This is a genomic window from Halobellus sp. H-GB7, assembly GCF_030848585.1.
Classification (GTDB): domain Archaea; phylum Halobacteriota; class Halobacteria; order Halobacteriales; family Haloferacaceae; genus Haloquadratum; species Haloquadratum inordinatus.
Window position 1 is genome coordinate 43,379 of the sequence record NZ_JAVDDW010000006.1, and the last position, 15,071, is coordinate 58,449.

7 protein-coding genes are annotated in these 15,071 nt (G+C 54.4%); 1 reads left to right on the plus strand and 6 read right to left on the minus strand.

Features of this window, described 5'->3' with window-relative positions:
* Positions 1-477 precede the first annotated feature (477 nt).
* The gene (locus RBH22_RS11525; protein ID WP_306677551.1) at positions 478-1,746 is read right to left on the minus strand and encodes an orc1/cdc6 family replication initiation protein; all 1,269 of its coding nucleotides are present in this window, start codon (positions 1,744-1,746) and stop codon (positions 478-480) included.
* 474 nt (positions 1,747-2,220) lie between these two features.
* On the opposite strand from RBH22_RS11525, the gene RBH22_RS11530 reads away from it, so the two are divergent.
* Complete coding sequence (locus RBH22_RS11530) at positions 2,221-8,388, plus strand: hypothetical protein (RefSeq protein ID WP_306677552.1); 6,168 nt, start codon at positions 2,221-2,223, stop codon at positions 8,386-8,388.
* A 73-nt stretch (positions 8,389-8,461) separates the two neighbouring features.
* Here the strand turns inward: RBH22_RS11530 and RBH22_RS11535 are convergent, their stop codons facing one another.
* The 5 genes from RBH22_RS11535 to RBH22_RS11555 all read right to left on the minus strand — a co-directional run bounded on the left by RBH22_RS11535 (position 8,462) and on the right by RBH22_RS11555 (position 15,063).
* Positions 8,462-8,698 carry a hypothetical protein gene (locus RBH22_RS11535; protein WP_306677553.1) on the minus strand — a complete coding sequence of 79 codons (237 nt, stop codon included), beginning with the start codon at positions 8,696-8,698 and terminating at the stop codon, positions 8,462-8,464.
* Positions 8,699-8,814: 116 nt separating this feature from the next.
* Complete coding sequence (locus RBH22_RS11540; RefSeq protein ID WP_306677554.1) at positions 8,815-9,267, minus strand: hypothetical protein; 453 nt, start codon at positions 9,265-9,267, stop codon at positions 8,815-8,817.
* Positions 9,268-9,269: 2 nt separating this feature from the next.
* Complete coding sequence (locus tag RBH22_RS11545; RefSeq protein ID WP_306677555.1) at positions 9,270-10,181, minus strand: ParA family protein; 912 nt, start codon at positions 10,179-10,181, stop codon at positions 9,270-9,272.
* Between the two features lie 510 nt (positions 10,182-10,691).
* Positions 10,692-11,984, minus strand: a complete 1,293-nt coding sequence (locus RBH22_RS11550) for a hypothetical protein (RefSeq protein WP_306677556.1) — start codon at positions 11,982-11,984, stop codon at positions 10,692-10,694.
* A 406-nt stretch (positions 11,985-12,390) separates the two neighbouring features.
* Entirely contained in the window at positions 12,391-15,063 is a 2,673-nt protein-coding gene (locus RBH22_RS11555; RefSeq protein ID WP_306677557.1) for a helix-hairpin-helix domain-containing protein, read from the minus strand.
* Between the last annotated feature and the right edge of the window lie 8 nt (positions 15,064-15,071).

Genomic DNA, 15,071 nt, shown 5'->3' on the forward strand with positions numbered 1-15,071 from the left:
ACCCCACACCCCTCGGTGTGAATGGGCTATCAACCGCCACTCTCTAACGAGACTTCACGCCGAGAGAAGGCAGAGCAACACGTGGATAGATTACGCCTCGTCTACCCCCACACCCCTCAGTGTGAATGGTCCACCACCCAGAGTACCGCGATTAAGAAGTCCTTAACAACAGAAGCCCTCACGCCGTAGAGAGGGTTCTCGCCTCAGTGTCGAAGCTTCGGCTTCGGCATAAGGCCTCGCCTTTCAGAATACGTCTACTCGGAGGGCTGTTTAGACTGTAGTATAATAAAGATAACTACAATTGCGGTGCGGTGTAGTAGCGGACCGGGTCAGCTACCATGGCAGAACGTGTAAGCCGCTCTCCGTGCCATAATAGGTTCTTCAGACGAACGAGACAGCTTCTACAGATCGAGTCCGTCTCTGTCTCTACAACCGTCGTAGCCTATGGGGGACCATTCACACCGAGGGGTGTGGGTGTCACCATCCCATCAACGTCTGGAGCTCCGGTGTTGAGTTGATCAGTCCAGTTCGTGTGCTCTCTACGTCTCCTTGGAGCGAATACGACCTGAACTTCCCCTGATCTCCGCCTTCCTTCTTTTTCGATTCGAGAACTCCAGTCGTCACGTGCTTGTTCAGAAGTTCGAGCGCGCGATTGTACCCCTTGGGCTCTACTTCGACATCCCGTGCTACTGTTTGGTAGACCTCGTGAATCTCTGACGTCCGGAACCATTCTTTCTCCGGGTTATTCCGGTCAAGACGTGTGAGAGCAAACAGGAGTAACTTCCCGGACAACGGAGTCCCTTTCACCATCTCCATAAAGAGCTCCACTTCAACGAGTTCGTCAGCTTCGAAAACGTGCTCCGCTGTCACGACGTCGTCGCCTTCTTCGTCAGCGATCTCGCCTGCATTCCGGAACAATCGGACCGCGCGTCGAGCGTCACCGTGTTCTTCAGCTGCGAGTTCAGCTGTTGTTGGAATCACTTCGTCATCGAGGACACCGTCGTAAAATGCGTCTCGTCGATTTTCGAGGATTGCAATAAGCTGATCTTCTTCGTACGGTGTGAACGTTCGGTGTTCTGGCTGGAGAGTCGATTGAACCCGTGACTCGATTTCTCCTTTGAATTCGATGTCGTTCGAAATTCCGATTGTAACGACTGGGAAGTCAACGTCGTCTTTTGACTGTGCCCGTGAAAGCGTGTAGAGTACTTCGTTGACTTCTCCATGCTTGTCGATCTCATCGATAATGACGACGAGACCGCCAGAGAACTCCCTCTGAACAACGGGCCACAACTTCTGATCCCGATAATGTTCTGCTGAGAGGCCCTGATAGGGGACGTCGAGCGGGTTCTCTGCTTTCGCGTTCACCTGCTCTGCGATCTTTCGGAAGGTGGAGGTATACGTGGAGATGGGATCCGGATTAATGTACGCGGTAACAATCGGGGACTCCGTTCCTTCAGTTGCTGCCTCGAGTCGCTCACAGACGTGTCTGGCAACTAGTGTCTTCCCCGTCCCGGTTTCACCCCACTCCAGGACGTTATCCGGGACGCTATTTGTCCGCATTTTCCGGAGATTTTTCGCCAAGAACGTGATGTGACCGTCCCGACCGACGATTCGATTGGCGTCAGGAACGTTATCGATTTCGAGCAACCACGGTTTCTCAAAAATGTCCGATCCGTCTTCGTTATCTCCTTCATCGACGTTTAAGATCTCGTCGACGGTTGTTTGCGTGGAATCGTTGTTTGGCATGGACGGAACAATTCGCCCCATTCACATATAGGTTATCCACCCTCGGTGTGATTGATTCCCCCCATTCACACTCCGGGGGGTCTTGCTGAAACGGAGCACCCCCCAGAGTGTGAATGGGATTGACCCCGACGCCAACCCGTGTTATTGCCCACCTCAGGTGATATGACCTTTGATCGAGGTTCCGTCGTCGACGACCCAGTACTCGATCCCCTGTCTGGAGTGGACGGCGAGGTTCTAGCCGCGGGTCCGCTCGAACGTCACCACGTTCTGTGTATTCCGTCTATAACCCTCGAGCGGTTTGGAGAGATGCTATATCGTTTGGCAGCTGTTCGACCCGCACTGGTTTCAGTGAAGTCGCTCAATCGCGTACTGGAGATACGCGAGGCCGCCTTCGCCGACTATCCCAAATGAGTGGAGGCTCAGCTGGTGGATATCCCTTAGACTTTTTTGATGTATGACCGATGTTTGAGAGGTATGGATGTTTCCGAGGAGCAAGTGGAGGCTATCGATGAATACGGGACTTGGTACGAGAAACTGAGCTCTGAGGCGGCAACGATTACAAATGGGGCAAGTGACGATGTCGATAAGCTGAAGAACAACGGTAATACTGAGCGTCTCTTAGCCGAAAATCACACTGGACGGGAACTCCTCGAACTCATCCAAAATGCCCGTGACGAGATCGTCGCCGCCAAGGATGAAGCCGATGACTCACTGGCGGGCGAGATCTACATCGGTGTCCACGACAAAGGACTTGTCGTAGCGAATACCGGGGACTCGTTCGATCTCCTGGATGAGGAAGTCGAACGGGCCGTCCGTATGGTTGGTGAGTCGAATAAGACCGACGATGACGAGGAACTAGAGCCGACGACGAACACCGTTGGCCACATCGGCGTCGGTCTCAAATCCATCCTCTCCATCGGCGACACGTTCGAGGTCTGGTCGAACGTCGACAAACTGGCCGAGCCGCTCCGCGTTAGATACAGTCGCTCCTATCTCTCTGCTGCTATCGCCCGCAACTGCGGCCGCTCGGTCGATTCCCAAGGGCTCAAATCAAATTTCCACGGCTCCTTCCAGGGCGATAGCGAAACTGAACTTTTCCCTAAGCCGAACACAGTCGATGAACAGAACGTCCCAGATGTCGTTGGTGGTATTCCGTTATTTTGGTATCCCGTTGCGCTCGATCCGAGAACAGCCGATAGTGAGCTCGCCCGGCGCTGTCGAAGCCTCGTCTCCAATGGTGAATCTAATTTCGGAGTGTTCGATGACCCGCCCACAAAATCGTTTACAACGGCGCTATTCATCGAGTTTCGAGACGACCAGTGGCGTGATCTCCTCTCTGAGTTAGGGATTGAGCCCGAGAAGGACCTCGATGAGAAACCACGGGGGGACCGCCAATCGGTCTGGGAGACACTCTCGATAGACAGCGAACGATCGTCGTCACTCGATGTTGAGACGCTGATCCACTTCCAAGGAATTGACGACTTCTACATCGAAAATATCGGGGACGAGGGCGTAGAGGCGGCGGAACACTGGTCCATCCGCCGGGACGGGAGTGAATCGGTTCCCCACGAGATGCTAAACTATGAACGAGTCTTCGTAGAAGCCCAGATCGAAGGCGAATCTCCGACTTACCGGTGTTTCGACGAGTTCGAACACCAGAACGCTCCGGAAACGGACGTTAGTGTGCTCGTCGATCGGACGCCGGAGTTGCCCGTCCTCGCAGATGCTGTGGAGACTCCGTTGTCGAGTGACCCCTCTCCAGACGACGAGCTTGAACGGCGAGTTGAGTATCCACTGCATCTATACTATCCAATTGATGCCACTAGCGAGGGGCGTTTCCCGTTTTGTCTCCATGGTCGCTTCCGAGTGGCGACGAACAGGCAGGATTTCAGTGACGACGAAAAGAATTGTCGGGTACTCGAGAGGGGAAGCGATCTCATCCGGTATATTGGCGAGACAACGGCGGAACTTTCTCGAGACAGCCCATGGTGGGAGGTGTACCCTTGGCTATTGCTCCCACCGGACCCCCCAGAATCGGAGCCGACATCGGATCCCATCGATGCGCCGGAACTCCTGGCGTATTGTAAGGCCCGGATCTATGATGGACTCTCAGATTCGGCGTGTATCTCCACTGGAGTGTCCCCTGCCTTACCGACCGATGTCTTCATCGGGACGTCGGATACGATCAGGAAAGGGGTCGAAGCGGCTGTTGCCATTCGAGCGAATCTCGAATCGCGTCACCAGTCAAATAACCACACAGGAGTGGGCTCAGAGACGAAAACTCTACCAACGCGAACATCGTTACAGGCGCTGACGCAGGCACTCGACAGCGTATCCGATTGGAACATACGGATTGGGGAACTGCTGGGTCATCCCGCACCGGAGTCAGAGTTCGAAGCGTGGGTAGACTGGCTCGCTGAGCATCTTGACTCAGAACAGTGGGGTGACGATGTCGTGACCGTCACTGCCTCGAATGCACAGCGGTTGTTCTATGGGACGATTCGTATCTTCGAGGACTATCGGGAGGAGACCGACAGGGGTATGAAGGCAATTCTGCGCAATGACGAGAACGAACAGCGCCTCGACGGCGTATACCTCCTCCCATGCCTGGCTGAAAGCGACGAAAATTCACAGCTCGTCGCCACAGAATCCCGTCGCAAGGGTGAGGGAGGTACGTGGGAGAGTGGCCGCCGATCCTCCCGGACGGTCATTTGGGATTACGAGACCGAATCCCGTGACTACAGTTTCCCGCCCGAGTACGGCGATTTCGACGTTTACTTCCTGAATCCGGAGTGCACCAACGGGGATACCCGTAATACGCTGGCAAACGCCGGTCAGGCTTGGGGCGTGCGGAAGGGTGATAGCCCCGCAGAACTGTATAAATCTCTTCTAGAACCCCTACCGGACAGGGAAGATGCACGTATTGGAGAAGCGGAGATAGCTGGACTTGCCGATCTAGTAACCTGCTACAACGAGAATCGCGCGGAGACACTGAATTCGGGCGAACTAGCCTTCCTTGATACTGACAATCTTTTTGAGAAAGTCCGAAGCAGTGGGCAAGATAGGCGTGACGAACGATTGCGGACGAACCTCCGTGGAATCGAGCTCGAAATTGACGGTAAGAGCGAGTGTGTCGCCGATATCGCCCTCTCACCAACGTGGGATGCAATACGAGAACAAGCGCGGGCTACGGACGCCAATACTGCCGAAGCCGACTCTGTGCTTGACAGTTGTACCACTCCACCGACGGACTACTGGCTTCCTGAGCCCGATGCACTGGTGAATGGGAAGATAGACACCTTACTAGCTGATCAAGACGTGCCTGTTGGGAACGTCGCCAGAGTCCTTTCGTTGCTTGGTTCGAGCCGGCTACCCGGACTCCGGTACGGCTGGTTGCTGGATCGCCGTCTCCACCCGGATCCCGACATGGATTACGATACAACCGGCGATACCGGAGAGAATCCCCACTGGTGGCCCACCGAGTGGGAGCGAGAGAAGATTCCGACAGATGTCGGGCGGGAGCTACATGAGACACTGGCCACGGTTCTCGAAGGGCGTGATGAGTACAAGGCCTGGATCACGAACGGTCGATACCAGACTAGTGCCGTCATCGATCACAACAAGACCTGTAACGTCGATCCGGTCTCTGCGGCAGGCAGCAGCGGCTCGTACGTTGCCACATGGGTCTGGTTCACCGACGACGGACTTGAATGGATAGCATCTCATCCAGACGTAGTACTCGACGCGTTGCTGAATCACCCTGAAGCCTATCAATCGGGGCTTCTGCGGACGTACTGGTACTGTCAGGGCGGGAAAGGGTGTTCTCACCAGAAGGAACGCACGATTCCGACACTTGCTAACTGGCAACTTCGAACCCAACCAATCTGGAGCGAGATCCTCCAGTTGTCAGACTCCGCGGACTCTGCAAACCGCGGCTGGGAAAGTGACACCCTAGACAGCGCTATCATCAGGGGGGCAGACCAAGCGCTAGGCTGGCGGCTCTTCCCGTACATCGATCCCGATAGCGATCGGGTTCCTGACGAAGCCTTGCTGGATGATCTGGGCGTGAAACGATTGGGAGAGTTGAACGCCTCCCAGGCAGCACAGAAACTCCAGCAAGTGCAGGAAGCGTTCGCCGACGAACCCACTGGACTCGGGGACGGTGCACCCACACAACTGGACATCCCGAATCAGAGATACTGGGATAGTGCTCGGACGAAACTCTTCGAACCGATTCTCGAATATGTCGACGAGCACTCCGACGCTGATTCCTGGGAGGATGTCGACCTCCCCATGCTCACTCATCTTCCGCTCCGTCGGGGAACGACGTGGTTCAGCGCTCCGATCAACTGGATTGCGGGCGACGACCGCGATGCCTTAGTCAAGTATCTCTCGTCCACCCCGACTCCCTGGGAAAAACGGGCTCTAACTGATCCAGACAGTGATGTGTACTCGAAGCGGGTATACGAACTCAGACGCCAGGAACACAGAGGCTTCGACGAGTTCACGACGATCCTCGGTGTCGGATTAGTCAAGGCACCGGACCCTACACTTGATGCGGCCCAGTTCAAGACACGACAATGCGACGCGGATGGACTCAATGCATGTTTGCGGAATATCCGTCGTGAACTTCAGAACCGGCTGGATTTACTGATCGCGATTCAGGAACTCGAAACGCAGGACTCGATTGATGAGAGTCGGGCGGAACTCGAGATCGCAATCGAAAATCTTGCAGTCGTTGAGTCTCTCCCGGATGAGACGACTAACCCACTCTCGAAAACCGGATCGGGAACTTACTACTTGCAGGAGGGAGGAGACAGCGAGGAGACTAAAGGGCTCGTACTGAATCTGGAGGGCATCGACGAAGTCTCCTCTGCTAGTAACTTGAGCGAGCTATCGTGGCCCGAGCTGAAACGATGTGGTATCGTCCCTGAACTGGGAATGGGATTCGCGCTCGTGACCGAGAATTACCGCGCACGTAATGACTTCGAGTCTATTCTTGACCTCACGGAGGACAAAGCGGACCTGATCAAACGGCTCAAGAAGGACACCTTCCCCATCGAAGAAGTCCGGAGCCACTTAGAGAGTGATTTCGAGCACTCGGTCCGACAGCGGGTGCGAGCATCGAGTGACCTCGTCGAAAATATCGTGCCTGGAGACCTGTCACTCCCCGATCTCGAGAACATCGTTCAGGCACTAGATAGCCGAGAGAGTGATGCACGAATCGTCGGTGGACTCGAAGAAGTGTTCAACATCAACGACTCCAATAATAACCCCGAACCGATCGTTGAATACGTTCGGACTGTCCAGAGCCTTCCGGACTCCTATCGAAAACTGGTCGAGGGACTCTACGTAGATACGTTGGACCGCGACTGGCGGACGCTTTTACAGCGTTTTGAGCGAGACCGAGTCGGGCGCGTCATCGAATGGTGGGTCACCAACGAACGATTCCTCCCGGCGAATCTCACTGCCGATCTCGATCGGACTACAGCTCGACGGTTGGTCGAAGTCTCAGAGGTGAATGACTCCCTTTCTATGGCATCTGCGGATCCGATCGACTGGAAGACGGAGCTGGATTCCGTCACTGCGAATGTCCAGTGGCAGGACGTGGCACCGGTCGAACTCCAAACTGATTCCAGCACTGATACCCGGTGGCTAGAGCTTAGTTCGGCGAGCTTCGAGGATGGACTATCGTTATGGCTGGATCGAATCCAGCGTGAAGCCAGTAATGATGACCTCCCCCCGTTTCTGGAGGAGTACATCCGAACGGGGTCACTCCAAACCAAAACCGATCGTGAGTTCCGAGCAGATTCGATGAGTCGTGCCGGCGACGTGTCGAAAGACGCAGGGCGTGACTTCTCAATCCTTCAGACGTCGTCAGCGTCTGGCGGATCCTCACAGAGGTCGTCGATTCAGGAGAAGGGCCACAATGTGTCGGGGAGTGTTCATCAAAATAGCGGCGGCTATCCGACTAAGGGGCGTGGCGAAGACGCTGAAATCGCGACAGCGATAAAGATCCTCGACGATCTGACTGAGTGGATAAAACGTGACCCAGAAACGCACTACGACAGGCTCGTCGAGCACATGTACAGTCTTCACGACGAGCAAAGCGAACGCGACTACGCTTGGCACAAGAGCGACGTCTGGGGGGAACAGATTCTTGACCTGTTAGAGTCGAGCTTGACATCTGGCGATATCGAGGCACGGTTCCTGAGCTGGCGTACCGACCTCGAACAGGGGTCTCTTGACGATTCTCCCCTTTTCCGAATGCTCGATGTGTCGCAGGAGGACGGACCCGGCTTCGATATGATCGATCCACTGGGCCCAACGCCACAGGACGAAACGGCCGACCGTGAGCTCTCTTCCTCCCCGATCGAAGTCAAGGCTGTTGGGCGTGATCCTCCCTACAGCATTCGGCTTACCACCAACGAGTACCAACAATGCCTGAAATTCGTTACGACACCCGGCCGGGATTATGTCCTCCGATTGGTCTACGTCCCTGAATCGGACAACCGTGTGGCTAATGCGACGCTACAGCAGGATATCGTTTTAGAGTCAAAAGCCGACCTTCGGGAGCTGATCCCCCTACGCGAGTTCGAGCGGAACGTTCGGCAAGGAACGATCAGCCTTGATATCGAGTGATCTCTCAGGCGTGCGCACCTGAGAGCTGCCGGAATTAGTAGCCTCTTTGGTTACTAAGAGTTCGCTGAATGCTTCACAATTGGATATCGGGGAGTCTTTTGAGGGCTTCGTTCAGGATGTATGCCTCAATGAGCTTGGCGGGCAACTTCATTGCCCACTCTTTGGCCACCTCCGCTGAATTGAAGGCCAGATTGACCGTTTGCCAAAGGTACGGGTGATGAGTTCGAAGAAACCATCCCCAGATGACCGCCGTGAGAGCAACCTGATGTTCCTGGGTCAGCTCTAATTTGTCGACGTTGATGGTAGCCATCTATTAGGAACACGTTCGTGTCAGGCGTGTAAATAACTTGACTCTGGACACGTAGCAGATGAGGCCTTCTTGGGTCTCTCGACCACACAATATCCGAATTTCACTGATTCACTGATTCACTGATCGACGTCTTCCTTAGCCAATTCGCGAATCTTCTCTTTTGTCTCTTCTCGGTGCTCGCCAAACGCTACCTCGAAAATCCCACGGTAGAAGTGCTTGTTCTTCTCGAGCGTGACGCTCTCCCGCTTCAATTGCTTTTTCAGCCGCGTGAATGTGACCTCAATGTCCTCACTCTGTTCCGGTTCGACATATATCGTGGCCGAATCCCAATCTTCCCGGATGTTCAACGGCTCGTCGTCTGTTTTCTCTGCCTTCTCACTCGAGGCTTCAGTATCCGCTGTGTCAGTAGCCCCCTGCTGCCCTGATTGCTCCTCAGTAGCAGCCGCAGGTTCGTGGTCTTGACTCTCTGCTTCCGATGTCGTCTCCATCGTCTCGTCATCGGCCGCGGCTTCCTCGTCGTCTGCTTCCTCAGACGGATCCTCAAATCGCTCGTCCATTCCCCGGGGCATTCTTACGCCTCCACCTGCGTTTTGTCGAACGCTCGCTCCATCGTCTCTGCAACCTCCAGAAAGAGGTCGCGCTCTACTTGCTGGTCGTTCGCGTCTTCCCACCCGAAAATATCTCGTCCGTTGTCCCACGCACGCTGGATCGCTACTCGCATCGGGAGTTTGAAAATCGGTGCCATCGACGCGAAGGACTCGTCGAAGGAGTTGAGGAATTTCTGTGACTGACCGTCGTCCCGGTACATATTCGCCAGGAGTCCGACGATTGCGATCTCGATCTGCTGGTTGTCCTCGATGGACTCCAGTTGGTCCCACAGATCGTCAAGTGCATCCCGTGATGTTGCTTGGGTCTGTGCAGCCAGGAAGACGTTCTGAGCCGCGATGAAGGCCGCGTCCGTTAGGACTGAGAGGTCGGGGGGGCAATCGACTACGATAAAATCGTAGTTGTATCCGTCGTCAACCATCTCTTCGAGGGCGAGTTTCAGTGAGAGGCGGGCATTCGCATCGTCCATCCAATCTCGAGCAAGGCCCATGTCCTTGTGACTGGGAATAAGGTCGAAGTTCAGATGGTCGTACTCGTCGGCTTCGATCACGATCTCTGAAAGACTAGTATCGTGCGTGCGCGGGTTGTCGACGAGTACGTCGAGCAGGTTCTCGTCATCGGTAACTAGTGTGTTGGGGAGTTCATTCTTCGGGCTTGCTGGATCGTTGTCGTCGCCCGGACCCAGTCCAAGCCCTTTCGTCATGTCGGCTTGTGGGTCCATATCGATTGCAAGGACATCATGGTCGCGAGTGGCCAGCGCCGCGGCACTGTTGATCGTCGCGGTTGTCTTTCCTGTCCCGCCTTTCTGGTTGCCGAAGGCGATCGTGGGGATGCCAGTCGATGGTGTGACGCCCCATCCACGAGGTGACTCGGTCATAACTCGATCATTGAATCAATGACTCATAAATCCACGTCAGACATCCAATGCCGCTCTAGAACTTCTAAAGTGCTGAATTCCGTGGTATGATCTCTAATAGACCCAGATTCTACCTCTCTTGATTAGAAATCAGTGAATCAGTGAATCAATGAATCACTGATTCAATGCATTTTGGACTCCTCGCCATGCCTGAGGGCTTGAAGGATGGGGTCTGCTACTGGCAGTCACTGAATCAGTGATTCAACACGTCCTGTAGTAGCAGATTTCTTGATTCATTAACTCATGGATTCACTGATTCTTTGATTCAGAACTTCCGACATTCACTGACCCCACGACTCCTCACCTCCTATTGGGTTCCAGGAATCGGGCACTCTCTGACTCTTTGACTCTTTGATTCAGTGATTCGGTGATTCATTGATTTACTGAATCACAGACTCATTGACTATTCCATCTCAAACGTTCGCGTGGAGAACTGACACGGATGAGACTACTCTGGCGCTCAGTACACCCTCAATCCGCCTCGAAGGCGTCAGCTAGCTGGTCATGCATATACTCTCGACGGAGCTTCCGGGCCCGCGAATCTGAGAGATAATTTTGCAGTACGACGTCGGCACTCGCGCTTCCCTGTTCGGCCGCAATCTCGTCGAGGCTTCCGAGGACGACGTCGAGTGACGAGGAATAGGCGTCATACCAGAAGCGTCGTCCCATCTTTGGCGAGGGAGATACACCACCAATCTCGTCAGGAAGGTCCGCTTGCTCAGCGAGCTGGGTAAAGCGATTCCAGACTGTCCACCGGGAAATCGGGCCGCTTGAGGCGTGTGGCGACGGAAACAGATAGCCATCCCAGTCCTCGTGATCGGCGAACATTGCAAGGCGGTCTTCGAGTACCTCTTTACCGTAGAGTAGCGATACCTCGCCGGGCCCGTTCTTCCGCTCCTCGAACGTAATATACGGAACTTCGTCGGTAGAGATGTCGAGAACGAATTGACGCGCTCGTAGGCTAGCCACCTCATTCGGACGCAGACCCCATGCACACAGAGCGAGTACCAGGAGGCGCTCCTCCTGGTCGTCTGCCGCCTTGTAGAGTGCGCGAATGTGCTCGGTGGCGAGACATGGTGTGTCCGTATCGTCGTCGTTGCCGTTCGACCAATCGAACTCATCGTCAAGGCCGTCAGCGGGGTTCACTGCAGCCCATTTTCGACGCACTAGATGCGCATACCAGTTCGAGACCGCGAGATGGATCCGGCGTTTGGTTTGTCCACCGTCGAGCTCCGCGTGTAGGCGGTCGAACGCTGCCCAACACGCATCGACTGCTTTGTAGGCCGGGATATCGCCGTCCCGGGCAACGGGTGTCACGAGGTCATCGGTGTCATTCTCCTCGCAGTAGGCGGCGACGTAGCGGTTCAATCGGTAGCGGAGGGTATCTATCGACGAGTTCGCGAGCCCCTTCCGCTCCCGCCGTGACGTGAGGAAGGACTCGAGTGCCTCGATAGTCCGTTCGTGGTCGGTCGCCCAGTCGTAACCCGATTCTACGGCCTCGGCCCCGAGATCCTCACGCCAAAACTCTGCGAAGGTCCTGTCGTGATACTCCCGCAGGGCGTAGAGGAGCGGTCGGAAGCCATGGTCGCGGAGCCAGCTGTGTGTCGGTTTCTCTTGTTTTGGATCGAGCCCGTCTGTCTCCATCACCGGGGCGACGATAGCCCAGTACGCGTCGACGAGTTCGTCGAGATCGAGGAGGGTCCACGAGACGTCGTCGACGTCCTCCCAGTCTCGGTCACTCCCTGGTGTCGTTACGTCGTTCACAGTGCTATCCTCCACGGTGTCCGCTGTTCGAGGTTAGGAATCAGGGATAGACGCCTCGCTGAGTCGGTTTCCAATTCTAAGCCCGGCATATTTGGCTGGTAGCGAGTTTCTCACAAATAGGATATAGGTTTTGGGGACAAACAGACTGTTGGAGTCTGTGTGAAATACGAAAATAAGCGCTGAAATCCCTCGATACTGTATAAATCACATACCGCTATACAAATAATATTGCGTCGACCCGATTCGACCGGTCGTTGTTCATACGGGGATTCTCCCGTCCCCACTGAACAATCACCTGCACTCACTCAAAGACTGTATCCCGACCCGATCCGTGTATAGCTTCTCTCGTTCGCAACTCCAGGGACTGGGTCCAAAAGAAGATGTATCCAGAGTATTGAGTGTAGATTCAACGTATAATCACTTCTTCACCTTCCTTTTGCCAAGTGTTCTGGTTGATTCTCCAAGCCTGTTCGACTGTGTATTCTCGACTCGCGGGGTCAGATAGTCGCCAAAGGCGGACGGAGTCACTTTTCTCATCAAAGACCACAACGTAGAGGTGGTACTGCCTGCCCAGCTCTTCCGCTCTGAGAGGCTCTTGTCCGATAAGGTCGATCGTCGTCCGCGCGCTCGTTCGTGCTTTGATTTCAATATACTGCGGATCAGTTCCCCCGTGGGGTATCGCGAGAATATCACAGCCACGGACGTCTTCCCCCTCGTACTTCTCCAAATGGCGTACATCGATTACTTTCCTGAACCGGTCGTCCTCTTGTTGGCGAACGATGTCGACGGCTCGATCCTCCAAATCACCTGATGCCTTCCGGAGTAATGATGCGATATGCTCCGCACTTCCCCCATGCGCCTCAGAGAGTTCTTTCGCAAGTGCCTCCCAGTCTACCACGAAATCCGATGTTAGGTACACCTGCCCCTCGCTTTGATCGTACTTACAACTTGCCGCATCAGTAAACGTGGAATTCTCTATCTCGTACTGGACTCCAGTCTCAGCCACCCATGTGACGACAGGACAGTCAATACTGCCGAACGTCTTGGTGAATTCGTTGTCTATCGAATCCCATGCATCGTTCAAACGCTCACGGGGAACCGAGTCCTGTTCATCGACTTCCTCGACACCTTTTGTGTAGATGGATTCTTCAACTGCCTCAGACAGGTAAGTTGCGCCAAGCCTCTCAAACAACTCGAACAATTCATTCTCATTGAAATCGAATCGATCGCAGTCAGGGACTTCGACATATGTTATTGCGTCCGTGTTTCGGAATCCCGCTGCGAGGTTTTCTTTGTCTGGGATGTAAAGGCCTGAGGCATCGGAATACCGGCGGTTCTCGTTCAGGAGCGGAAACGAGTTCACTTCCAAAGCATCCAGATCGTTCTCCGTAGGAAGAGTATCGAGATCGAGTAGCAGCTCGTAGAGTTCAAAAATGCGTTCAGCATCCGGATTGCCCCCATCATCTATTGGCTGAGATGTAAGTTCTTCAAGTAACTCTTCGATACCCTCGTTCGGTTCCACTCTCTCTTTGATTTTCTGTGCTGTCTTCGTGCCGACACCGCTTATGCGACGCAACTGATATTTGGATGCATCGCGAAGATCGTCAAGGCTGATGTATCCGCTATCGACAACGTTCTGGACCACCGAGTTCCCGACATTCGGAATTGAGCGTAGCGTTTTGCGGAGTTCGTTCACGTCGTCGAATATCTCTTTGCCTTCCTCAGGACTGATTGGCTGTAACTCGTCATCTGAAAGCTCGAATACTAGTTTCATATAGGCAGGAATCTCTTTCTCACTAAACAGGTCTCTCTCTTCCGGGCTGTGATCGTCGTAGTCGACATACACCCCTCGAGTGACGTGGTATCCTGTTCGCTTTCGGAGACGGGTTACCTCTCGGAGACTTGAGTGAGGTCGTTCTGGTCGATTAGTGGAACTTACGTCCACGTGCTTTACCGTTCCATCGTTCGCCGCCCACTCACTCGCGCTATCGTATGGGTGGGCAATCGCATCCGAAACCAGATCGGAGTCCGCCTTGAAATACGGCCTGACGAGCTTCTTGACCTCCGCATACATCTCGCTCGAGATGCGGCTCGTCCGGTCGATATTCTTCTTCTGCGTATCCCACGGTAGATCGCTCGCGTCGCCCTCTGTGACCAGTTCGAGTTTCACCTTGAGACGTTCATTCTCAGCGGTGAAGCGACCGATTGAGTTCTCCTCCGCACCAAATCCTCCTTCTTCTGCGGTGCTGTTACCAACGACCAGCCGGTCTTGGAAGAAGATGTCTGTCCCCGCTTCCGATGGATCTTCGTCCAGCATCAACCCCACTTCCAGCTCCATCTGAATGGGAGTCGAGAGATAATCTGCCTCGATTTTGATATCCGTATACCGACGCGGATAGAGGTCGTCAATAGGTAGATACGTCCATTCGATTGCTTCTAGCGGGTCGATCTCTTCGTCGTTGACTATAATCGAAATCTCTGCAGACTGCCCCTCAGCTTTTCCGGAGAGGAACTTCACATACGTCTTGCTCAGTTCTTGCTTGAGTTCCGAGACGCTCTCCTCTTGCCAGAGGCTCTCCGTGGCTCCGACCACGATCTCTGTACATCCCTCGTCCAAACTATCGAAGGTGCGGCGCTCCACGTTCCAGTCATCTTTCTCGAACCAAGGCCGGTCGATGTTGTAGCCGTATGCGGTTTCGGCACCCACAGCACGGCTCTTGATGTGCGCGATATCGAACGTGCCTTCTCCCAATCCTCCGAGTCTGGATATCGCCTTCTTCGCTCCAAGTGCATAACCGCCAATTGACCACTCGGGAGGCTCTTCTCTTGATTCCCCCGGAGCGAAAAGTGCCTGAACCTCGTCCGAAGGAACTCCACCGGTGTCGTCCCAAACGTAGGTGGTCCCTCCGTCGACATTGATTCGAATTGTCGCGGGCGTGTTTCGGTTCGTCGCTCGTGTCCAGTTATCGATAGCGTTGTCCACCAACTCCTTCACGGCATCAATAAGAGAGAGATCGCCCGACTGTGATTTGAACATCTCCACCTTGTTTGGGCTTAAATCATAGGTGTCCCGTGGCATGTTATGTT